Raw genomic sequence first — 22,701 nt, 5'->3', positions numbered from 1 at the left:
GCGTTAATAGCGCACGCACGGTTCTGTGAGGGGTGGTGAAACACAATCTCCCGCTAGGGAGAAAGGTTTCCACCTACTCGACCCGGATGAGTGAGAAAGATGAGTCATCGCAGGCGAACGCGATGCGTAGGCGATGGCTCATCGCTCACCCGGCGGAAAGCGTACGCCCTGCAGCGGAAATCCAAGTGGTAACTTTCTTACGACGCATTTTCACTAAAAATGGCCGTAATTTATTTTGTAATTATTTCAGCTATTTGTTTGATCGACATTGTGGAGTTAAGTTCATATTGACCAATTTGAATTTTGCCAGAAAGGTCTTGGGCAGACAAGTAATCTTCAAAATCCTGCTTATTTTGAATTATGCCAGTTTGTTCTAAGAAAACGCTAATATCTCTTGATGTCATACCCGATTGAATATGAAGAACGGTACTTGTAGTAGTATTAGATGAATTCCCAGTAGGCTCTACCTTTTGATCTGTCTCAGGAGCTACTTGTCTTTTTTGTGCATTTTCTAAGTCGAGTTGAAGATCTGCTAGTTGTTTTTTAACATTTTTTAAATCTTGTTGGGCTTGTTCATACGTTTGCTGCGTAATTTCACCCTTTACTAGTTGGTCATCATCTAGCATCATTTGTATTTGTGTAGTGGCACCAGCTAAAAATAAACCTATCCCCAGAAAACGAATTGCTGCTTTATTCATTAATTGCCACCACCTATCACGGACTGTACTTCTTTTACAGAAAGAGAAGAGCGATTACTAATTTCTCTTAATGAATATCCTTGCTTATGTAATTCAAGAACTTGGCTTTTGATGATATCATGAACGACTGGTTTTTTTGTACTATTTTTGGGTGCTGTCATTTTCGTTGACTCTATTAATAATTCTTCTTCGATGACTTTTAATCTCCGTTTTAAAGCACTCGTTTCTTGATACAATGAGAAAGAAAGTTCCTCCACTTCAGCTTCTATTTTTTTGCTGGAGTCCTTGATAAAAAAAGAAAGGATGATCAATAATATACCAATAATCATTATGATGACAGAAAAATCCATTGCATTCACCTCTTATAATAAGTTCTTCTCCTAATACTAACATATCCAAAAAAACTTTGAATAATTTCTTGTGTTAAATGTAGATTTTCTTTGATTGTATGCTATAATAGATTAGTCGTATAAATCATGCTCAAGTTTTATATTTAATCCTGGCAAAGAGTGGGAGGGACAACCATGCGCGTTAATATTACATTAGCTTGTACAGATTGCGGAGAGCGCAACTATATTTCTAAGAAAAACAAGCGTAACAATCCGGAACGTCTTGAACTTAAAAAATATTGCTCACGTGAAAAGAAATCAACTCTTCATAGAGAAACGAAATAATAACTTAAACCAAAACCAAATGCGGTTTTGGTTTTTTTCTATGGTCAGGAGGAAAAAGCGTGTCAAAATCAATATTAAGAAATGATATGAAAACCAAATTAGCATCATTAAATCAGGACTCTTATTTAACCTACTCAACTGTAATTAAAAACCGTCTTTTAATAGAAGAAAGCGTGAAGGATGCTTCCATTATAGGAATTACTATTTCTTCCTTTCCTGAGGTTAATACGGAAGGAATCATCCAACATTTATGGGAATTAGGTAAAACTGTTGTCGTGCCTAAATGCACCCCTAAAGATCGTTCTATGACGTTTTATAAAATAGATAGCTATGAACAACTAGAAATTGTATATATGCAGCTACTGGAGCCTAATCCACTTTTAACAGTAGCAGTTCCAGCTGTAGAAATTGACTTGCTTATTGTGCCAGGTATTGTGTATAGTAAAACAGGTTACCGAATAGGTTATGGTGGTGGCTATTATGACCGCTTTTTGACAAATTATGCTGGACAGACAATCTCGTTAGCCTTTGATTTTCAAGTAGTCGATGAAGTAGTACGAGATGTGTTCGATATACCTGTCAATAAAATCGTAACGAACAAGGAAGTAATTCCATGTAAACAGAATCGTGAGAAGGAAGTATGAGATGAATTCAGTATATGACGTTACGCAATTATTAAAACGTTTTGGTATTTATGTATACACAAAAGATCGGTTAGCCGATTTAGAGATGATGGAAGAGGAAATAAGAGAGCTATATCGCATGCAAATGATTGATGTGAAAGAATATCAAATGGCTGTATTATTATTGAGACAAGACCAAAGTAAATACAAACGATAACAACAAGCGGCAGTTAAACGAGGCATCTGTCGTTTTTTTTTGTAAATAATATGAAACTTTTTAAGTGTACAACCGTCTATTAAAAGGTATGAAAAAAGAGACATGTAAAATTATATCATTAATCCCATTCATTTTTGTTGATTTATTGTGAAGAAAGTATTAAGATATACTCTGTTACTTTTACTCATACTATAAAGAGTGAAAAAAAAGGGGAGGATGTAGGCATGAGAAAGAAAAGCTGGCCGACACATTCTATTCTTGTTCTAGCGATTGTGGCCACATGGATAAAAACCTATATTGTTTACCACACTAGCTTTGATATGAAAATCGAGAATATAATGCAACAAGTAATATTATTCATTAATCCGCTCAGTTTTATATTATTTATTTATGGGATATCCTTATTCTTCAAAAATCCTAAAATAAAAAATAGATATATCGTTACTACCAGTATTATCCTATCTGCGGTGTTATATGCAAACGCTGTGTTCTATCGTTTTTTTACAGATTTTATTACACTACCGGTATTGTTCCAAACAAGTAATTTTGGGGATCTTGGTACATCGGCAGCAGAAAGCATCTATTGGTACGATATTTTCTATTTCACGGATGTTGCGATTATTATCATTGCATTGAAATGGTTGAAAATTGGAGAAACACCATCTGTTATTAAACCCGCTGTTAGAAGAGCATACTTTGTGTTAACAGCAGCTATATTATTTTTGAACTTAGGGTTATCTGAAATTGAAAGACCTCAATTGTTAACAAGAAGTTTCGACCGTGAAATGTTAGTTAAAAATATTGGCTCATACAATTATCATTTATATGATTTGTATATTCAATCTAAATCACATGCACAGCGAGCTCTAGCTGATGGAAGTGAGCTTGTTGAAGTAAATAACTATGTTCGTTCGAACCAAGCAGAGCCAAATGCTGAAATGTTCGGACTTGCAAAAGATCGTAATTTAATCGTCATTTCTATGGAATCTTTACAAAACTTCGTGATTAATAATGATATGAATGGACACGAAGTGACGCCATTTTTAAATTCATTAACGCAGGATAAAGATACATTTTATTTTTCAAATTTCTACCATCAGACTGGTCTAGGGAAAACTTCTGATTCTGAATTCTTAGTAGAAAATTCTCTTTATCCGTTAGGTGGAGGAGCCGTATTTTTTACGCACAGTGGAAATAAATTCCATTCAATGGCAGAGAGTTTAAACGAGCAAGGTTATTTTACGAATGTTATGCATCCAAATAATAAGAGTTTTTGGAATCGTGATATGATGTATCAAGCCCTTTCGATTCAAAAGTATTATGATGTGAACAGTTATGTAGTAAACGAGGGAGATGCGGTAAACTGGGGGATGAAAGATATTCCATTCTTTGAGCAATCCGTTTCGCTGATGAAAGAAATGCCTCAGCCTTTTTACTCACGTTTAATTACATTGACGAATCATTATCCATTTGATTTAGATGAAGAGGATCAATTGATACCTCAATATGATTCCAATTCTCGTACACTAAATAAATATTTTCAATCAGTACGTTACATGGACGAAGCGTTGAAAAATTTATTTGACGATTTAAAAGAACAAGGTTTATATGATAATTCTATTATCGTAATGTATGGAGATCATTATGGTATTTCTGAAAATCATAATAAAGCAATGTCCCAATATTTGGGTAAAGAAATAACACCATATGAATCTGCAAAATTACAACGTGTCCCATTCTTTATTCATATACCGAATAGTGGAAAAGGGGAAACAATTACTGAAACAGCTGGTCAAATAGATATCCGCCCAACAATTTTGCATTTGTTAGGTGTGGAAACGGCTAAAGATATGCAACTTGGCGCAGATGTATTTTCTGATGAACATGAAGAGTTTGTTATTTTCCGTAATGGTGGATTTGTGACGGATAAATTAGTATTCGCAAATAACGCTTGTTATGACAATGAAACTGGGGAAGAAATAGGAATCGAAAGCTGCCAGCCATATATAGATAGAACTACAAAAGAGCTGGGTTACTCCGATCAAATTATTAATGGAGATCTGCTCAGATTCTATGATTTAAAAACAGGAAATCTGTTATTAGATCAAGCAGAACAAAAAAATCCGTAAACAGAAGTATAGTCTAGTTAGCAACATCGTGTGTTAATGCTGGATTGAAAGAAAAGCACAGACATTTGTCGTCTGTGCTTTTTTGTGAAACAAACGGAAGATTAAAGCGTCTCATTGTATAAGAGCGAACTTACAATACTGAAATAAGAAGGGGGGAGTCAATTGAAGAAGGCTGTAGTACTTATTTTATGCTTGTTCTTCCTACAAGCATGTAAAGAAAAAGATTTACAAGTAGAAACTCCAGATTCTACTATTACTCAAGAAGTACCACCTTCTTTTCCATCTGATGTTGAATTGGCTCCATCTAAAAAAATTCCGTCCCTACAGTTAAATCGTTCCGTCTTTCATAGTGTCATTGGGTGGATGTCCGATGATGAAATACTATTTATTTTGATGGAAAATGCGGAGTGGACGGTACAGTCCTATACATTGTCAACCGAAACATGGAAAACGATATATGCAACGACGACCCCAATTATTCAAGGGGAAATTCATCCGGACAAAGAAATGATTCTATTACATACATCCAGTAATTCCTCCTCCGCAGAAGTTGTTTTGTTACATAAGGATGGTCATGTCGCACAAAGTTTATTTTTCGAGTCTGCTGAAATTTATATGAATTGGCACCCAGAAAATCCGAATCTAATTGTATTCTCAACATTTTACGAAGATTGGACATACGACACATTTATTTTCGATGGAACAACCCAAAGTTTGCAGGCAATTGAAGTAGAAAACCCATTTGTCAAATGGTACGACGGCAATCGTTTAATGGTGTTTAAATGGGCAGAAAGTAGTCTGGATGGAAGTGAGCTTTACTTTTATTCCGTAAAAGATGAGACATTAGAAGAAACTAGCTTGAATCATCTGTTGGATATTCAAAATTTAGGGGCTAGCATGCTCTATATAACTATAAACGAACAACAAAATCAATTTGAGTATCGAATAGAAGAGAAAGAAACGAATCGTGTTTATGAGTGGACTTCTCCTGCTGTTAGTAATTATTCAGAATGGATTGTGCCGAATGTATCTATCATTCAGCCGAATCAGCTAATAATCCTTCAAGCGAAAAAGTCTGGGAATGTGGATGAGTTTACAGACAAAAGTGTACTTTCTAGTATTTCATTAAATGGAGTAAAGCAACTCGGGGAAATAGATGCTCAACCAATCGATTGTTCTCCAAATGGAGCAGTTTGTCTAGGTGGATATGAAAAAGAAAATTGGATTCAACTAGAACCATTCAAAGAACAAATTTGGCTAGAGTTTAAGGAATAGAAAAAAGCTGTCATACATAAAGTAAGACAGCTTTTTTCTTGTACATTTTAGTGTAAGCTTGGTGGATAGCCTTGGTTCAAAATAGTCATGACTGTAAAGAAGCCAAAAACTGCAAAAGTACCAAAGTTAAATAGAACTCCTAGCACATTCTTTTCTTTGAAAGCTTGGAAAGTGCCGATTACAGCTAAAACTGTAACTAGTCCAAAAATAACCATTAATAAGTTCATGAAAGACACTCCTTTCGACATCAGAAAATGAATGTCGCTTTGCATATTCCTCTTCTATTGTAATTGTATTCTTCAACTTTGTCGAGTGAAAAAAGTGGCGAAACGTTGAACAGCAGGTGGATTATCGTTTAAACTAAGATAGAGGTGATTTAAATGTTAAGTGTACGTACTTATCCATTAGGATTTATTCAAACGAACTGCTATGTTATTTCGAATGCGGAAAAAGAATGTCTAATCTTTGATCCAGGAGGAGAAGGAGAGAAAATAGTAAGTGAAATTCATCGATTGAAATTGAAACCACTTGCTGTTCTTTTAACACATGCTCATTTTGATCATATCGGCGCAGTAGATTATGTGAGAGATACTTTCCAAATACCTGTATATATTCATACTACAGAAAAGAAATGGTTGGTCGATTCGTCAAAAAATGGTTCAGCAAAGTATGCTGAAATTCCGTCTATCGTTTGCAAAGAAGCGGACATTATACTGGAAAAGGAAACACATTTAGAAATAGGTAGCTTTTCTATGCAATTATTGCACACACCTGGTCATTCGCCAGGTAGTATAACTTATTATTTTCCAGAAGCTAGATTTGCAATTGTTGGAGATACACTATTTCAAAATAGTATCGGCCGTACGGATTTACCAAGCGGCAATCAAGCAGAATTGATGAAGTCAATCCATAAGAAGCTTTTAACATTACCGGAGTCTACTATTGTTTATCCAGGTCATGGACCAGCGACAACGATTGAGGATGAAATGGAGTCAAATCCATTCTTAAATGGATTCTAGTAAAAAATAGCGAAAGCGCAGTTTATGTTCAAAATTTATTCCTATTTGTTTTCAGAGGGCTTTGGACAGATTTGATTACTGTATGAAACAAAAAAAGCAGCTCGTGTTGAGCTGCTTTTTTCATATGAACGATTAATGTCCAGCACCTGGTACGTGTAAAAAAGTAGTGTAGTATGTAAAACCTGCGAAGAAGAACATTAAGTAAGCTCCGAAGATGTACATATACATACGTTCCGAAAGGTTTAAAAACCCTAAAAGAAGGAATAATCCCGTATTTGCTAAAAATAGTAGAGAAGCTTCTGACATACCACCTAAATAAAAGAAAACTGCAAAAATCCCTGTCCAGAAAGCCATCACTTTATACATATTGCCCATTTGTAGTCCCTCCTTTTGCAACGACACAAATATTCTCCTATTCATTATAGATGATAATGTCGACAACTGTAAACTGATTATTGCATTTCGATTTTTGAATATACATTGGATTGTCACAATTATGATTCATCTATAGCTTCATTATAGAACTTCTATTTGATATACGCAATTGTTACAATGATCTTGCATACTTTCCATTTGGACAAATCTATTCGTTGGAAATAATGCATCAAATTGTCCCTTTAAATAAGATTCGTGCAGGGAACAAACAAGTTCTGGGTGTTTATGTAATTGATTTTTATAAGGGCAATTGTAAATGGAAAAAGTAATGTTTTTTTTCCCTTCATTTTCTGTAATTTGAGGAATGTACCCAATTGCATTTGCTGTTTCTATTAAGAGTTCTATTTTACTTTCAAAGGATTGTGTGGAAAAAGTGATATTTTCTATAATTGCTCGTCCATGTTGATAACTAATTTCTTTTGCTTTTGCAATTGCTACTTCTTCCATTGAATAGACTAACTCTAATAGCCATTGCAACAATAAACGATGTTCTTGCTTTGGAAAACTTAAATAGATTGGGTCTTCAGCAGGAAAATAAACTCTCGCAGGACGTCCACCTTTTTTATTGTTTTCTAATTCAGAAGAAACTAATTTGGAGTCGGTTAATTTTGTTAAGTGTAGTCTTGCAACATTTGGATGTATGCCAAACTGATCTGCTATTTCTTGAACATTGACTTGTTTCTTTTCTTTCACTATATATTGATATATGGAGTACCTAGTTTCATCTGCTAGTGTATTTGTAATCTTTAAAGTATCTGGCATACTATTTTCTCCTATCCCATCTTTTCTATAATTATAATGAAGAAAAATAAAATGACAAATAAATTTGTTTATAAATAGTTGGAAGATTTTAATAAATCTCTTTATTTATTTGGAGATTGGAAGTATACTAAATTTGTACAAGCTGTTTGCGGTCACAACTTGTACCTGGAGAAAGGAAAGATGCATGCAACAAATAGAAAATACAATTGAGCAAAAATGTGCACAATTATTAAGAAAAGCACATCGTTTTGGCGCTTCCGATTTGCATATGATTCCAAATGAAGAAAATTATTTTTATTATTTTAAGAAACACGCTCAAATGTTTGAAGCAGGGAAGCTTCCCCTCCATTTGGGTGAACGTATTATATCATTCTTCAAGTTTTTATCCTCTCTTGATATCAGCGAAAAAAGAAAGCCACAAAGTGGTTCATTTCAACAAACATTCAACAATCAAAAATTCTCATTTCGTGTTTCAACATTGCCATCAGTTTATGGAAAAGAAAGTCTTGTTATCCGTTTGCAGCAACATGATAATGCAAAAATAATCCATGCTTTGTCTTTATTTCGAGATGCATCCGAAAAAATAGTAGAGCTTGCGAACAATCGACAAGGTTTAATTCTTTTTGTTGGTCCAACTGGTTCAGGTAAATCAACGACTATGTACTCACTCACTAAATATTGTTCCGAAAACTTAAATCGACATGTCATTTCACTGGAAGACCCTGTAGAAAATAGTCAATCACATTTATTGCAAATTCAAGTGAATGAACGTTCCGGTGTAACATATTCTGCGGGATTAAAAGCAATCTTAAGGCATTCACCGGATGTTATTATGATTGGTGAAATTCGTGATGAAGATACTGCTAAAGCTGCCATACAAGCATCTTTAACGGGCCATTTAGTTGTGTCCACCATTCATGCAAAAGATGGTGTTGGCGCGCTTTATCGGTTAATGGATTTAGGAGTCTCCGCAGAAGAATTGAAACAAACGATTATTGGTATTGTAACGCAAAGACTAGTACCAGTATCGAATTTGAAACAACCGGAGCTCTCTGCTATATTCGAAATTATTTCAGATGAATTTTTAGTAGAGGCACTAGACTCTTTATTTAGCGGTAAGGATTTTCATATTCCACATGCTATAACTCTTTCCTATCAAATTGAGAGAGGGGTAAGAGAAGGTGTTATTCAAAGAAATTAAAGCATACTTCACTAGAAAGCATGAAACAATCCCTTCGAATATGCAGTCACCATTTTTAATTAGATTAAGTGACTTGTTGAAGGAAGGTTATACATTTCATGAGTCCGTCTCTATGTTATTGCCTTTCCATGTAAAAAATGCGGATAAAGTGATTCATCAAGTAACGGAAGTCCAAAAGAGCGGTTTGAGTGTGACTGAAGTATTTAAATTGCTAGGTTTTCCAAGTCGATTACTCCTTCCCATTAATTTAGCAATGATTCACGGTCAATTACAAGAAACTATCTCGACTCTTGGAGTGAATATCGCTATTTATGAACGAGCAAAAAAACGATTAAATAATTTATTAATGTACCCATTATTTTTGTTTGTCGCTATTTTTTTGCTGTTTACGATTTTCCGTATGTATTTCCTTCCAAATATGGAGTCCTTGCTCGGAACGAGGGAGTCACTCAAATCCGAAAATTCTATCGCATGGACAACTGTTTTATTACAAATGCCAAATATTTTTTTATTTGTAATCGTTGTAGTATCAATACTTATAAGCATAGTCCTGCTCTTCCTCCAAAAGCGAACGGTGGAAGTACGGCTTAACTTTTCTCAGAAGATTCCAATTGTGAATAATTGGTGCCGACTTCTGTTGACTAGAGTGTTTTCAAGGGAAATGGGTGGGCTGATCGAGAGCGGCATGCCATTACAACAGTCGTTTGATGCATTAATAAACCAACCAGAGCATAAAGCACTTCAGTTTATGGCAGAACAAATGAAAAACAAAATTGTGCATGGAGAATCTTTCTCTAAATCAGTTTTACTTTTAGGTTATTTTACAGAAGATTTCCATCATTTTGTCGTGCACGGCGAAAACAATGGGTATCTTGGAAGAGAGTTAACATTGTACAGTGAATTTTTATCGGAACGAATTGAAACAAAACTTTCTCGGTATTTAAGTATTATTCAACCGACATTGTTTTTCATCTTAGCTATTTTCATTATCGGTGCGTATTTAGCAATATTGTTGCCAATTTACGAGATGATAAATATTGTGTAAAGGAGAATTATTATGAAGAAAATATGGAAGAATGAACGAGGTTTCACTTTAGTAGAAATGATGATTGTCTTACTTATTATTTCTGTTTTAATACTCATCTCTATCCCGAATGTGACAAAACATTCTGCAAATATCGACAAAAAAGGATGCGAAGCTTTTATCAAAATGGTAGAAGGTCAAGTAGAAGCTTACAAAATAGAAAATAAAAAAATTCCAACGATCGAATTGTTAAGTGAAAGCGAATTCTTAAAAGGAGTGGATTCTTGCCCAAATGGAGATAAAATAAAAATCCAAACAGACGGAAGTGTTGTAGTAGCCAAAGAAAGTGAGGAATAGTAAGATGAGCGATTTTAGAAAAAACGAGCGAGGCTTCACTTTAGTTGAAACAATGCTCGTCTTGTCTATCGTAATGGTTATTACTACCTCAGTTGTATATGTGACTACTACGAAAGTAGAAGCTGCGGAAGAAAAACGTTTTTTTAGACAATTTCATTTAGATGTACAAAGGCTACAGTCGATTGCAATTGGTGAAAATAAATATACGTATTTAAATTTTGATATGAACGGATCAAAATATATAGCAAAATCAGCGAATATTCCACTATTTGAATATGAAGTGCCTAAGCATATGCGCCTTTCGATCGATAGTTATTTGAAAGGAATTGCTTTTCATCCAAACGGAGCGGTGAGTCAGTTCGGAACGTTTACGTTTGATACAAGAAAAGGGCATAAAATTGTTACTGTGTACATCGGTAATGGCAGGTTAATGTATGAAGAATAGTAACGGATTTTCGTGGCCAGAAACAATATTAGCGCTATCGATTACATTTATCATTGCGATCACATTACTTCCATTATTAAATAATATGCATGTACAACTAGAAGAGAAGAAGCGAAAGTATCATGCCTCTATTGTTATCCATGATGCAGCCAAAAAGTTTATAAGCGAAAGCAGTTATAATGGAACAATGGATATTGAAATGGTTGCTTATACGTATGTAGTTAGAAATGATCAAATTTGTGTATATTACGCAGGTATGCGAGAGGAGAAAACAAATTGCGTAACTGTTTCAAATTAAGATTCGCCAACGAGAAAGGGTATACGCTGTTGGATGGAATCATTCAGTTATCTGTATTGATGCTTTTTTCTCAAGTATTTGCAGTTACGATCGGCTGGTCGAATAGAATAGAAGAGATGATTACGAACCCAACAGATACGGAATGGGCACTATTTGTGCAAAACGTAGAAACTTATTTAAATGATATCGACTCATTAGTCATTCAAAAAGAGCAACCAGGTATACGGTTTCGAAAAAATGAGGAAGAGTATGATATTGAATTATATGCAAATTTAATAAGGAAACAAAAGAATCGATTAGGACATGAGCAAATGCTGCTACATGTAAAAACTATGTCGGTAAAAGTGGACGGCCAATCTCTACATTTTTTTGTCACCTTTTTAAATGGTATCGAAAAGGAGCATACCTTTTATGTCACATATCATTCGGAATGAAAAAGGCGTGTTGTTACCTGCTGCAATGTTACTGTTATTAATCGTTTGTTTGTCACTATTTGCAACAACTGCTGCATACCAATCCAAATATCGAACGTATGATTCGTTGGAAATAAGCAACATTAATGCTACTATCAATAAAATAGATAATTTTAATGAGCGAGAAAATAATCTTGATATGTAGCGAGTTGGTGAATCATGTACAAAGTATATTTAGTTGGTTTTATGGGAAGTGGGAAAAGTGCAGTCGGAAGAAGACTGAGCTATTTGTTAAAAATGCCTTATTACGACATGGATAAAGAAATCGTAAATAAGCAGAAAAGGACGATACCAGAAATATTTGAACAGGAGGGAGAAGCTCATTTTCGGCAATTAGAAACTGATTTTTTGCAAAACTTCCGTAAAGAGTCTTGTATTATCTCTACGGGCGGAGGGGTTGCAATGAATGAAGAAAATGTTCGAATTATGCGAAATACAGGGTTAGTTTTGTATTTAGACGCAACATTTAATGATATTTGGATGCGTATTAAAAACGATAAAAATCGACCTATTGTGCAAAGTAGTACAAAAGAAGAGTTAGAGCAGTTATACAATAAGAGAAAAAGAGCCTATAAGAAGGCGACACATATTACAATCCTTACCGAAAATCGACCATTACGACAAGTGACAGAATATGCTGGATATCAGGTGAATCGACTAAAAGGCGAATGAATATGATGTAAATTAAAATATAGTTCGTGTTTTTGGTATTTTTCTAAAAAGTATTGCGTCTTTTTATGTTAAATGTTAGGATATAGACAAAGCAAGCCATTTATACAGATATCGCGGATGAATATACGGGGAGAGAACGCACTAGATGCGTCGCCGAAGGAGCAAGTAATATCCCATTATGAATCTCTCAGGCAAAAGAACTCGTATAGGACGCAACTCTGGAGAGTGCTTTCGTTTAGTATCACGGAAAGCCACCAAAGAGGAAAGCCGTTTCGGTAAACTTTCAGGTGCCAGGACAGAGAACCCTTGTTAATTTAAAGGGGTTTTTCTGTCCTTTTTTCTGTAAGAATAAAATTAAGGAGGAGATTTTTTTGTCAGAACAGTTGAAGCGAACACCTCTATTTGAAGATTATGCAACATATGGAGGAAAAACAATTGATTTTGGTGGCTGGGAATTACCTGTACAATTTTCTAGTATTAAAGAAGAACATGAAGCAGTAAGAACAAAAGCAGGATTGTTTGATGTTTCTCATATGGGAGAAATTATCGTTTCAGGTTCAGCAAGTGAAGCGTTTTTACAAAAAATCATGACAAATGATGTTTCCAAATTAGTGAATGGCCAAGCGCAATATACAGCTATGTGCTATGAAGATGGCGGTATAGTAGATGATCTATTAGTTTATAAAGTAGAAGATAACCATTATTTATTAGTAGTAAATGCAGGTAATATTGAGAAAGATTTTGACTGGATGAAACAATTCGCGACAGGTGATGTAGAGCTTGTAAATAAATCGGATGAATACGGTTTACTAGCGCTGCAAGGACCAATCGCGCAAGAGGTTCTACAAAAGCTTACTTCCAAAAACCTAGACGAAATTAAATTCTTCCGTTTCGTAGAAAATGTCGAAGTAGCTGGAAAGTCAGTTCTCGTTTCTCGTACCGGCTATACAGGCGAAGACGGGTTTGAAATCTATGCAGCTAGTAATGATGTAAGAGATTTATGGAGAGATATTTTACAAGCAGGTAAGGAAGATGGACTTCTACCTTGTGGGCTAGGGGCTCGTGATACATTACGCTTTGAGGCATGCTTACCATTATATGGTCAAGAGCTATCAAAAGATATTTCCCCACTTGAAGCTGGTTTAGGTTTTGTTGTAAAGCTTAAGAAAGAACAAGATTTCAACGGTAAATCTGTTTTAGCTGCTCAAAAAGAAAATGGCGTTCCAAGAAAAAGTATTGGAATTGAAATGATTGATAAAGGAATTCCACGTACAGGATACCCTGTGTATGTTGGTGATAAACAAGTTGGTGTTGTTACTACAGGAACTCAATCTCCAACACTTAAAAAAAATATCGGCTTAGTGTTAATTGACGCAACATTCGCTGAAGTCGGTAAAGAGCTAGAAGTGGAAATAAGAAACAAAAGGTTAAGAGCAGTCACTGTCGCTACTCCTTTTTATAAAAGAGAAAAATAATTCGCAGAAAGAGGTTGTCTATTGATGAAGCATCGTTATTTACCAATGACTGAGCAAGATCAAAAAGAAATGTTAGAAGTAATCGGCATTTCTTCTATTGATGAATTGTTTGCTGATATTCCTGAGAAAGTACGTTTTAAAGGGGAGTACAATATTAAACCTGCGAAAGCAGAATCTGCTTTATTAAAAGAACTATCTGCGCTTGCTGACAAAAACGCAGATAGCAAAAAACACGCTTCTTTCTTAGGTGCTGGCGTTTATGATCATTTCAAACCAATTATAGTAGATCATGTTATTTCCCGTTCCGAATTTTATACGGCATATACTCCTTACCAACCGGAAATTTCGCAAGGGGAATTACAAGCAATTTTTGAATTCCAAACAATGATTTGTGAATTAACGGGTATGGATATTGCCAATTCTTCTATGTATGACGGTGGTACAGCACTTGCTGAAGCTGGTAACTTAGCTGCAGGTCACACTCGTCGTAAAAAGTTAGTCGTTTCGGAAGCTGTTCATCCGGAATATATCGATGTGGTAAAAATGTATGCAAAAGGACAAAATGTTCAAGTTGTAACGGTTCCAACAAAAGATGGCATAACAGACTTAGCGCAACTTGAAGAATTAGTAGATGAAGAAACAGCAGCTGTATTAGTTCAGTATCCAAACTTCTTTGGACAAATTGAAGATCTAGCTAAAGTGGAACAACTAACACATGCACAAAAAGCATTATTCGTTGTTTCTGCAAACCCACTTGCACTTGGAGCATTAACACCACCAGGTAAATTTGGAGCAGATATTACAGTTGGAGATGCACAACCGTTCGGAATTGCGGAAGCATTCGGCGGACCTCACTGTGGTTTCTTTGCCGTATCTTCTAAATTGATGCGTAAAGTTCCTGGTCGTTTAGTTGGAGAAACAACAGATGAAGATGGTCGTCGTGGATTTGTATTAACACTTCAAGCACGCGAACAACATATTCGTCGTGATAAAGCTACTTCTAACATCTGTTCGAACCAAGCGCTAAATGCATTGGCAGCTTCAGTTGCTATGACTGCACTTGGTAAAAAAGGTGTGAAAGAAATGGCTATACAAAATATTGCGAAAACACATTATGCAAAACAATCTTTTGAGAAAGCTGGATTTGAAGTGCCTTTCCAAGGGGCACATTTCAATGAAATCGTTGTAAAAGTGAACGGTTCTGTTGCTGATACAAATAAAGCACTACTGGAAAAAGGAATTATCGGAGGATTCGATCTAGGTCGAGTGAACGCGGATCTTCAAAATCATGTATTGATCGCTGTTACAGAACAACGTACAAAAGAAGAAATAGATGCACTCGTGCAAGAAATGGGGGCTCTTCATGCATAAGGACAATCAACCACTAATTTTTGAAATAACGAAAGAAGGCCGTGTGGGGTATAGCTTACCAGAACTAGATGTGCCAGAAATAGATTTGGCTTCACTATTACCTCAAGGCATTTTACGTGAAGAAGAAGCGGAGTTACCTGAAGTATCTGAGTTAGATATTATGCGCCATTATACTGCTCTATCAAACCGTAACCACGGGGTAGATACAGGATTCTACCCACTTGGATCTTGTACGATGAAATACAATCCAAAAGTGAATGAATCGGTTGCACGTTTCCCAGGATTCGCAAATATTCATCCATTACAAGATGAATCTTCAGTTCAAGGTGCGATGGAGCTAATGTATGATCTTCAAGAACATTTGATCGAAATCACTGGTATGGACGAAGTGACACTTCAACCTGCTGCAGGTGCACACGGTGAATGGACTGCTCTCATGATGATTCGTGCATTCCATGAAGCAAATGGTGACTTACAGCGTACAAAAGTAATCGTTCCTGACTCTGCTCATGGTACAAACCCTGCTTCTGCTACTGTTGCAGGCTTTGAAACTATTACTGTAAAATCAGATGAAAATGGATTAGTAGATTTAGAAGACTTACGTCGTGTTGCTGGTCCTGATACTGCTGCTCTAATGCTAACGAACCCAAATACATTAGGTCTATTTGAAGAAAATATTTTAGAATTAGCAGAAATCATCCACGGTGTTGGTGGTAAATTATACTATGATGGTGCTAATTTAAACGCTGTAATGTCGAAAGCACGTCCAGGAGATATGGGCTTTGACTGTGTTCACTTAAACTTGCATAAAACATTTACGGGTCCTCACGGCGGTGGTGGTCCAGGTTCAGGTCCAGTTGGAGTAAAAGCAGATCTAATTCCATTTTTACCAAGCCCAGTACTTATAAAAGAAGATGACAAATATACATTTGACTACAATCGTCCCCAAGCGATTGGTCGTGTAAAACCGTTCTATGGAAACTTCGGTATCAATGTTCGTGCATACACATATATCCGCTCAATGGGTCCAGATGGTCTAAAAGCAGTTACGGAGTATGCAGTGCTAAATGCAAACTATATGATGAGACGTTTAGAAGAACATTTTGATCTTCCATACAACCGTCACTGTAAGCATGAATTCGTATTAAGTGGTCGCCGTCAAAAGAAACTTGGCGTTCGTACTTTAGATATGGCAAAACGTCTGCTTGACTTTGGATATCATCCTCCAACAATTTACTTCCCATTAAATGTAGAAGAAGGTATGATGATCGAGCCGACAGAAACAGAGTCAAAAGAGACATTAGACGCATTCTGTGATGCATTAATCCAAATTGCTAAAGAAGTACAAGACAACCCGGAAATCGTTCAAAATGCACCACATACAACAGTTATTAATCGTTTAGACGAAACAAAAGCTGCACGTCAACCGGTGTTGCGTTATACAAAAGCATAATAAAAAAGTGCGGTCCTTATTCGGATCGCACTTTTTTCTATTTAGAACCCAATAGAAGATTCATCTTTTTCCCAGTCATTTTTCCTCGATCGTTTGTTTTGGTTAATTAGTTCCTCGATCCGTTTTTCATAAGCGAGCTCTCCATCGTAATGCCAATTGAGAGCAACGGACATATAAAGTTCATTTAGCTGTGACATGGACAATCCTTTCGAGCGTTTCGCCATGTCAGTAAACTGTTCATCTGTGAATATATGCTTAATATCCAGTTTGCGTAAATAGTTTTCCCGCATTTTTTCGGAAGGTGCAGGGATTTCGTAAGCACGATCAAAACGACCAGCGCGATTAATAAGCGCAGGATCAATTTTCTGCGGGTAGTTTGTCGTCCCGATGATAAATAACCCTTCTCGTGATTGGGCGCCGTCTAACGTGTTTAAAAAGACGGAACGGGTGTATTCTGGCATGGAATCGATATCCTCGATGACTAATATTGCTGGAGCTAACCGAGTGACGATCCCAAATACTTCTTGTACAGAATGACTTCCAGTGAATTCGGTAATTTGCCAATAGACGACAGGTGCCTTAGTAGAACCCGTAATCGATTTTACTAAAGTCGTTTTCCCGTTACCTGGTGACCCATATAGTAATATTCCGCGTTTATATGGCAGACCATACTCTTTGAAAAAATGACCATCTTCTTTAAAAAATTCGTCGATCGACCGGAAAATATCTTGTTTAATTCCTTCTGATAATAATACGTCTTCTCTATTGACTGCCGCTTGTTCACCATATTTTCGTCGTTGAACACCATGTTCGGTATCCACTAAATATGTAACGGACTGCATTAATAATTGGCGCATTTTTTCATTGATTACTTTTAAGAAATTAAGAGCAGTTTCAGGAGAATCTGCAAAGAAATAATATTCAGGCCAAGTGTTACCTCCGGAGAAATTAAATGCGAGGGTGAGCGCTATGTTATATTCAGGGAAAAAGATCAATTTATTTTCAAATGTTTCCACAACTTCTAGCTTACTCTCTACCGAAAGTTGCGATTTACTTGTAATTTTGCTTTGCGCTTTCGTTTCGAATATGGTAGCTAAAACCTCATATTGTATGAGATGATTCTCCATCATTTCCAGTAAATTTCCGTCTAACTGTAAGATCGATTCGCCAATATCAATCGTTTTCCAATCAGCATACATTCGTTCTTTTAATGCATAAACAATACGTTTGGAAACGATCGCGAAATCTTCGTAATTAGGATGTGTTTGTCTAAAGTCTTCATTGTGCGAAAATAAAACATGCTTTTGCATTTAATTCCTCCATTAGCGAGATGATGATAGAAAAAGGTCCCTCTTAAAAAGAAGAACCTTTATGTATATCTAGACTTAAGCGCCAAGCCTCTTTTGCAAAGAGCGCTTTTTAATATTATTTCGTTTTAATCTTACCAGTCCAAGTTTTGAAGCCGCCTTGAAGTTGGTTTAAATCCGTATAGCCTTTTTTCTTTAAAAACATTGCGGCACGAGCACTTCTTGCACTACTTTGGCAATATAAGTAAACAGGCTTATCTGGTCGAATTTCTTTGAAACGTTGTCGAAGTTGTGACGAAGGAATATTTCTTGCTCCTAGAATATGCCCGGCATCGAACTCTTTTGGCTCTCTCACATCGATTAGTTGGGCTTTACGATAACCCGTTATAAATTGTTCCTGCGTAAGATTTGTAACTGCTTTTTTTAATCGTAATGCTTGAACGACAGCGTAGACTATTAACACGACAATTACTGCGATTAAAATGTATAAAGTATTAGACACGGTCTTTCCCCTTTCTATGTTTCCATATCTATTATAAAAGATTCACTAGATACAATTCAATCTATTTGATAAAATGAATATCGTTGTGAAGGAGGAGACTTGAGTGGAGAACACAAAATGGTATTTTATCAATTCAGGGCCTTGTAGTCCGTCTTATAATATGGCATTAGATGAAGCGTTATTAGATTGGCATAGTGAAGGACTCATTCCACCGATCGTTCGATTTTATCAGTGGAATCCTGCTACATTGTCGATTGGCTATTTTCAATCAGTTGACAAAGAAATTGACATGGATGCTGTAAAAAAATTAGGGCTTGGATTTGTCCGAAGACCTACCGGTGGAAGAGGCGTACTCCATGAACATGAACTTACATATAGCGTGATTGTAACTGAAAGTTATCCAGATATGCCGGCCACTGTAACCGAAGCTTATCGAGTGATAAGTGAAGGTTTGTTAATTGGCTTCCAAAATCTTGGGTTAGAAGCATATTTCTCAGTCCCTGACACAGAAGAGAAAAGGCTGGATTTAAAAAAGCCGAAATCTGCAGTTTGTTTTGATGCGCCGAGTTGGTACGAGCTCGTAGTCGAAGGGAAAAAAGTAGCTGGAAGTGCTCAAACGAGACAAAAAGGTGTTATTTTGCAACATGGGGCTATTCTACTGGATTTAGATGAAGATAAATTAATTCAGACATTTAAGTTCTCCTCCGATGAATTGAGAGAAAAAGTAAAAGTGAGTTTATCGAAAAAAGCAGTTTCCATCAACAAAATTAGTCAAAAGCCGATAACGATCGACGAATGTAAGGTGGCTTTTAAAAAAGGTTTTGAAGAAGCTTTGCGAATTGAATTGATTGAATACTCGTTAACGGAAGAGCAAGAAAGTTATGTGAAAGAGATAGAAGCGAAGCGATATGCTAATGATGAATGGAATTATAAAAAATAATTTATTTTTTTTAGTCATTAAGTCCATTGACTATTGATATGAGTGCATTTGAACCAAATCGGTTCATTTGCAAAAAAACACAACATATAGTATCGTTTTTAAATAACGATATACCATATATGGTGTGTTTTATTTTTGAAATAAAAGGGAGGCAATAGGATGGTATTAGCATCTCAGAACAAAAAAGCAATCATTAACATGGAACAGTTAAACAAAGATATTGAACAATTTCCACAAGTACACCCAATTACAGACGACATGACATTGACACATAAAGGTGTTTCTAGACTCGTTATGATTGACCGTTATTCTTTTAAAGATACGGAGAAAAAAACTCTAAAAACAGGAGATTTTGTCGTATTGACGGTAAAAGATGATCCGAAATTTCCAGCGCGAGGATTAGGGCATATCGTGTCGATAAATCACGAAGCAAAGACAGCTGAAGTTTTGATCGAAGAAGATTACCGAAGTGCGATTGACGATAGCAATCAAGTAGCATCTGGTATTGTGAGCCGTCCTTTAAGCGTAATTGAAAAGCCGTTAGAAGTATTCTACGAGCAAATTGCAAAGCGAAATGCAACTGGACTTGCTTCCGTTGAAAAAACGGAAGATAAAAGAGCAGAATGGTTCGAAAAGTTCTACCAGCAATTAGTTTCATTGAAATTCATCCCTGCTGGACGAGTATTATACGGAGCAGGTACAGGAACAGACGTAACATATTTTAACTGTTACGTAATGCCGTTTGTAGCTGATTCGCGTGAAGGAATTAGTGATCATCGTAAACAAGTAATGGAAATTATGAGCCGCGGTGGTGGAGTTGGTACTAACGGTTCCACACTTCGTCCACGTAACACATTAGCTCGCGGGGTAAACGGAAAATCTTCTGGTTCTGTTTCTTGGTTAGATGATATTGCAAAATTGACTCATCTTGTCGAACAAGGTGGATCACGTCGTTAACATATCGGCGACGTAATCTCGTGAATTGCTGGAACATCCTTAGAGCTTTCTTCACCACAACGTGACTAGTAATAGTGAGCGTGAAGGTTTGAAAAGAGGAGAGATTGGACAATCAGCAGCGAAGGGTCTTCGGAAACGGAGATCAACGTTCAACGACTATTGAAACTTCCTAATGCATTGCTATGGAAGAAGTAAATTATAGTGATCAGTAATGATTCTATAAGGCACGAGACAAAGAATAATGATATTCTTTGATGATATAGTCTGAACTTATGTGAAAGCATAAGAGTTAGGCAGAAATGACCTAACCCCACATTTGGTGGTGTAACAAAATTGGGAGCACAAATGATAATGCTGGCAGATTGGCATCCGGATATTGCGGAATTCATTATTTCGAAAATGCAAAATCCACGTATTTTACGATTCCTAATCGAAAATACAAAAGATGAAACGATTAAACAATTGGCGAAGGACAAGCTTAAATTTAAACCTTTAACATTCCAAGAAGAAGCAATGTACCAAGGAATTATTAACTATAAAGCAATACCAGGTCTTGGAGGGTTCAGTAACGAAATCATTCGTGATGCAGAAACGAAACTTCGTGATGGTGGAACGTACACTGTTCATAATCCAGAATTTTTAACAGGTGCGAATATTTCAGTAACATTAACAGATGATTTCATGAAAGCAGTAGAAAATGACGAAGATTTTGACCTTCGTTTCCCAGCAACTGAATCATATACAGAAGAGGAAATGGCATTCTACAACGAAAATTGGCATACGATTGGCGACGTTCGTGAGTGGGAAAAAATGGGCTATGAAGTGAGAACGCATCGCACAGTAAAAGCAAAAGAGCTTTGGAACCTTATTAATATTTGTGCAACGTACTCTGCAGAGCCTGGCGTTTTCTTCATCGATAACGCCAATGAAAAAACGAATGCAAAAGCATATGGGCAAAAAGTTGTTGCAACTAACCCATGTGGTGAGCAACCGCTAGCTCCATATTCTGTTTGTAACCTAGCGGCTGTGAACCTTGCACAATTTGCAAATAAAGAAACAAAAACAGTAGACTATGAAGCATTAAAAGAAACAGTACGTGTGGGTGTACGTATGCAAGATAATGTCATTGACGCAACACCATATTTCTTAGAAGAAAATAAAGTACAAGCACTTGGTGAGAGACGTGTTGGTCTTGGAGTAATGGGATTAGCAGATCTTCTTATTTATTGTGAAAAAGAGTATGGATCTGATGAAGGAAATATTTTAGTTGATGAGATTTTTAAAACAATTGCTATCACAGCATATGAAACTTCCGCACAACTAGCAAAAGAACGAGGAAGCTTCCCGTTCTTAACAGGCGAAACCGAAGAAGAAACAAATCGACTTCGAAAAGCATTTACAGAAACAGGATTTATGCAAACTATGCCAGAGGAAATTAGAAATACTATTTTAGAAACTGGCATTCGTAACTCACATTTATTAACAGTAGCGCCTACTGGATCTACTGGAACAATGGTTGGTGTTTCTACTGGTCTGGAGCCTTATTATTCGTTTACTTATTACAGAAGTGGACGTCTAGGTAAATTCATCGAAGTAAAAGCAGACATTGTACAAGAATATTTAGCTAACAATGATACAGTGGAAGAAGAAAATCTTCCTAACTGGTTTGTGACAGCAATGGAATTACCTCCTGAAGCGCACGCAGATGTTCAATGTATTATCCAACGTTGGATTGATAGTTCGATTTCAAAAACAGTAAATGCTCCTCGTGGATACACAGTAGAGCAAGTAGAAGCCGTTTATGAACGTTTATATAAAGGCGGTGCCAAAGGTGGTACTGTTTATGTTGATGGAAGTCGTGATGCGCAAGTATTGACGCTAAAAGCCGAGGAAAATACATTAGATAACCATGAACAAGAAGAAAAAGTGTTCGAAAAACGACCAATCGTTTTAATTGATACAATCCAAGATTTACGTTCTACAAATGTAACGATTGGATCGGAAGTAGGGAACACTTGCCCGGTTTGCCGAAAAGGAACTGTAGAAGAAATGGGCGGCTGTAACACATGTACGAACTGTAATGCACAGCTGAAATGTGGTTTATAATAGAACAATTGATAAAAGCACTGTGGCTTTGAAATAAAGTTCGATCATATTAAAAAAAGATTGATAATCGGTAATAAGTTTGATAAAAAGTAACCTCTTCGGTATGATGACCGTAAGAGGTTACTATTTTTATATTTCTGAAAATATAGGTGTGATTTTACCTAAATTTAATACAATGCTTACTCGAATTGCAGGTTTACTTCAATTGAAATATTTAATTAGGAGGGAGTTTCATGGCAAAACGCAAACGATTATCATCAATTGAGAGGAAGACATTGTAAAAACAAA

26 protein-coding genes, 1 pseudogene and 1 riboswitch are annotated in these 22,701 nt (G+C 36.2%); of the genes and pseudogenes, 20 read left to right on the top strand and 7 right to left on the bottom strand.

Annotated features, from left to right (window positions below):
- Positions 1-230: 230 nt before the first annotated feature.
- Together ACIQYS_RS19265 and ACIQYS_RS19260 are read right to left on the bottom strand one after the other, a co-directional pair.
- On the bottom strand, positions 231-698 hold the full coding sequence (locus ACIQYS_RS19265) for a hypothetical protein (RefSeq protein WP_402983618.1): 468 nt from the start codon (positions 696-698) through the stop codon (positions 231-233).
- The gene (locus ACIQYS_RS19260; RefSeq protein ID WP_402983616.1) at positions 698-1,048 is read right to left on the bottom strand and encodes a hypothetical protein; all 351 of its coding nucleotides are present in this window, start codon (positions 1,046-1,048) and stop codon (positions 698-700) included. Before ACIQYS_RS19260 ends, ACIQYS_RS19265 begins: the two co-directional genes overlap by 1 nt.
- 174 nt (positions 1,049-1,222) lie before the next feature.
- Here ACIQYS_RS19260 and rpmG point away from each other — a divergent pair, with 174 nt between their 5' ends.
- From rpmG to ACIQYS_RS19235, 5 genes are all read left to right on the top strand, one after another.
- Complete coding sequence (rpmG, locus tag ACIQYS_RS19255; RefSeq protein WP_093265860.1) at positions 1,223-1,372, top strand: 50S ribosomal protein L33; 150 nt, start codon at positions 1,223-1,225, stop codon at positions 1,370-1,372.
- Positions 1,373-1,431: 59 nt separating this feature from the next.
- Positions 1,432-2,016, top strand: coding sequence for a 5-formyltetrahydrofolate cyclo-ligase (locus ACIQYS_RS19250; protein WP_402983613.1), 585 nt, complete (start codon positions 1,432-1,434; stop codon positions 2,014-2,016).
- A 1-nt stretch (position 2,017) separates the two neighbouring features.
- Entirely contained in the window at positions 2,018-2,212 is a 195-nt protein-coding gene (locus ACIQYS_RS19245; protein WP_402983610.1) for a YqgQ family protein, read from the top strand.
- Positions 2,213-2,436: 224 nt separating this feature from the next.
- Complete coding sequence (locus ACIQYS_RS19240) at positions 2,437-4,341, top strand: LTA synthase family protein (protein ID WP_402983607.1); 1,905 nt, start codon at positions 2,437-2,439, stop codon at positions 4,339-4,341.
- 162 nt (positions 4,342-4,503) lie between these two features.
- Positions 4,504-5,616, top strand: coding sequence for a YqgU-like beta propeller domain-containing protein (locus ACIQYS_RS19235; RefSeq protein WP_402983604.1), 1,113 nt, complete (start codon positions 4,504-4,506; stop codon positions 5,614-5,616).
- A 47-nt stretch (positions 5,617-5,663) separates the two neighbouring features.
- On the opposite strand, the gene ACIQYS_RS19230 is transcribed toward ACIQYS_RS19235, so the two are convergent.
- Positions 5,664-5,843, bottom strand: coding sequence for a DUF2759 domain-containing protein (locus ACIQYS_RS19230; protein ID WP_093265849.1), 180 nt, complete (start codon positions 5,841-5,843; stop codon positions 5,664-5,666).
- Positions 5,844-5,996: 153 nt separating this feature from the next.
- Between ACIQYS_RS19230 and ACIQYS_RS19225 the strand changes: the two genes are divergently transcribed.
- Positions 5,997-6,635, top strand: a complete 639-nt coding sequence (locus ACIQYS_RS19225; protein ID WP_402983601.1) for an MBL fold metallo-hydrolase — start codon at positions 5,997-5,999, stop codon at positions 6,633-6,635.
- Between the two features lie 132 nt (positions 6,636-6,767).
- Here the strand turns inward: ACIQYS_RS19225 and ACIQYS_RS19220 are convergent, their stop codons facing one another.
- Both ACIQYS_RS19220 and ACIQYS_RS19215 read right to left on the bottom strand, forming a co-directional pair.
- The gene (locus tag ACIQYS_RS19220) at positions 6,768-7,010 is read right to left on the bottom strand and encodes a DUF2626 family protein (RefSeq protein ID WP_093265843.1); all 243 of its coding nucleotides are present in this window, start codon (positions 7,008-7,010) and stop codon (positions 6,768-6,770) included.
- Positions 7,011-7,151: 141 nt separating this feature from the next.
- Complete coding sequence (locus ACIQYS_RS19215) at positions 7,152-7,832, bottom strand: helix-turn-helix transcriptional regulator (protein WP_402983598.1); 681 nt, start codon at positions 7,830-7,832, stop codon at positions 7,152-7,154.
- A gap of 184 nt (positions 7,833-8,016) precedes the next feature.
- Here ACIQYS_RS19215 and comGA point away from each other — a divergent pair, with 184 nt between their 5' ends.
- The 11 genes from comGA (at position 8,017) to gcvPB (ending at position 16,601) form a co-directional block, all read left to right on the top strand.
- Positions 8,017-9,033 (top strand): competence type IV pilus ATPase ComGA, encoded by a 1,017-nt coding sequence (gene comGA, locus ACIQYS_RS19210; protein ID WP_402983595.1) that lies wholly within the window; start codon positions 8,017-8,019, stop codon positions 9,031-9,033.
- Positions 9,014-10,078, top strand: coding sequence for a competence type IV pilus assembly protein ComGB (gene comGB / locus ACIQYS_RS19205; protein ID WP_402983592.1), 1,065 nt, complete (start codon positions 9,014-9,016; stop codon positions 10,076-10,078). The genes comGA and comGB overlap by 20 nt, the downstream gene beginning before the upstream one ends.
- A gap of 12 nt (positions 10,079-10,090) precedes the next feature.
- Positions 10,091-10,414 (top strand): competence type IV pilus major pilin ComGC, encoded by a 324-nt coding sequence (comGC, locus tag ACIQYS_RS19200; RefSeq protein WP_402983589.1) that lies wholly within the window; start codon positions 10,091-10,093, stop codon positions 10,412-10,414.
- Between the two features lie 4 nt (positions 10,415-10,418).
- Positions 10,419-10,859: a competence type IV pilus minor pilin ComGD gene (comGD, locus tag ACIQYS_RS19195; protein WP_402983586.1), complete on the top strand. Its 441-nt coding sequence runs from the start codon at positions 10,419-10,421 to the stop codon at positions 10,857-10,859.
- Entirely contained in the window at positions 10,849-11,157 is a 309-nt protein-coding gene (locus tag ACIQYS_RS19190; protein ID WP_402983583.1) for a hypothetical protein, read from the top strand. Before comGD ends, ACIQYS_RS19190 begins: the two co-directional genes overlap by 11 nt.
- Positions 11,136-11,591: a competence type IV pilus minor pilin ComGF gene (comGF, locus tag ACIQYS_RS19185; protein ID WP_402983580.1), complete on the top strand. Its 456-nt coding sequence runs from the start codon at positions 11,136-11,138 to the stop codon at positions 11,589-11,591. Before ACIQYS_RS19190 ends, comGF begins: the two co-directional genes overlap by 22 nt.
- The gene (locus tag ACIQYS_RS19180; RefSeq protein WP_402983577.1) at positions 11,569-11,775 is read left to right on the top strand and encodes a hypothetical protein; all 207 of its coding nucleotides are present in this window, start codon (positions 11,569-11,571) and stop codon (positions 11,773-11,775) included. Before comGF ends, ACIQYS_RS19180 begins: the two co-directional genes overlap by 23 nt.
- Before the next feature lie 14 nt (positions 11,776-11,789).
- On the top strand, positions 11,790-12,302 hold the full coding sequence (locus ACIQYS_RS19175) for a shikimate kinase (RefSeq protein ID WP_402983574.1): 513 nt from the start codon (positions 11,790-11,792) through the stop codon (positions 12,300-12,302).
- A 117-nt stretch (positions 12,303-12,419) separates the two neighbouring features.
- Positions 12,420-12,515, top strand: a riboswitch (glycine riboswitch).
- Between the two features lie 158 nt (positions 12,516-12,673).
- Positions 12,674-13,777 (top strand): glycine cleavage system aminomethyltransferase GcvT, encoded by a 1,104-nt coding sequence (gene gcvT, locus ACIQYS_RS19170; RefSeq protein WP_402983571.1) that lies wholly within the window; start codon positions 12,674-12,676, stop codon positions 13,775-13,777.
- Positions 13,778-13,801: 24 nt separating this feature from the next.
- Positions 13,802-15,148: an aminomethyl-transferring glycine dehydrogenase subunit GcvPA gene (gcvPA, locus tag ACIQYS_RS19165; RefSeq protein WP_402983627.1), complete on the top strand. Its 1,347-nt coding sequence runs from the start codon at positions 13,802-13,804 to the stop codon at positions 15,146-15,148.
- Positions 15,141-16,601: an aminomethyl-transferring glycine dehydrogenase subunit GcvPB gene (gene gcvPB, locus ACIQYS_RS19160; protein WP_402983568.1), complete on the top strand. Its 1,461-nt coding sequence runs from the start codon at positions 15,141-15,143 to the stop codon at positions 16,599-16,601. Before gcvPA ends, gcvPB begins: the two co-directional genes overlap by 8 nt.
- A 41-nt stretch (positions 16,602-16,642) precedes the next feature.
- On the opposite strand, the gene ACIQYS_RS19155 is transcribed toward gcvPB, so the two are convergent.
- Together ACIQYS_RS19155 and ACIQYS_RS19150 are read right to left on the bottom strand one after the other, a co-directional pair.
- Positions 16,643-17,911 (bottom strand): AAA family ATPase, encoded by a 1,269-nt coding sequence (locus ACIQYS_RS19155; RefSeq protein ID WP_402983565.1) that lies wholly within the window; start codon positions 17,909-17,911, stop codon positions 16,643-16,645.
- Between the two features lie 115 nt (positions 17,912-18,026).
- Positions 18,027-18,392: a rhodanese-like domain-containing protein gene (locus ACIQYS_RS19150; RefSeq protein ID WP_402983624.1), complete on the bottom strand. Its 366-nt coding sequence runs from the start codon at positions 18,390-18,392 to the stop codon at positions 18,027-18,029.
- A gap of 121 nt (positions 18,393-18,513) precedes the next feature.
- Here ACIQYS_RS19150 and ACIQYS_RS19145 point away from each other — a divergent pair, with 121 nt between their 5' ends.
- The 3 genes and pseudogenes from ACIQYS_RS19145 (at position 18,514) to ACIQYS_RS19135 (ending at position 22,413) form a co-directional block, all read left to right on the top strand.
- A complete protein-coding gene (locus tag ACIQYS_RS19145) occupies positions 18,514-19,350 on the top strand; it encodes a lipoate--protein ligase family protein (protein ID WP_402983562.1) in 837 nt (278 codons plus the stop codon).
- 159 nt (positions 19,351-19,509) lie between these two features.
- Positions 19,510-20,304: pseudogene (locus ACIQYS_RS19140) on the top strand (ribonucleotide reductase N-terminal alpha domain-containing protein); the annotation flags it as partial.
- A gap of 336 nt (positions 20,305-20,640) precedes the next feature.
- Positions 20,641-22,413 carry a vitamin B12-dependent ribonucleotide reductase gene (locus ACIQYS_RS19135; protein WP_483880191.1) on the top strand — a complete coding sequence of 591 codons (1,773 nt, stop codon included), beginning with the start codon at positions 20,641-20,643 and terminating at the stop codon, positions 22,411-22,413.
- The last annotated feature ends 288 nt before the right edge of the window (positions 22,414-22,701 follow it).

It is taken from the genome of Psychrobacillus sp. NPDC096426, from assembly GCF_044762745.1.
Lineage (GTDB): Bacteria > Bacillota > Bacilli > Bacillales_A > Planococcaceae > Psychrobacillus.
Note: the sequence above shows the minus strand (reverse complement) of the source record. Positions and strands in the feature narration are given on the sequence as shown.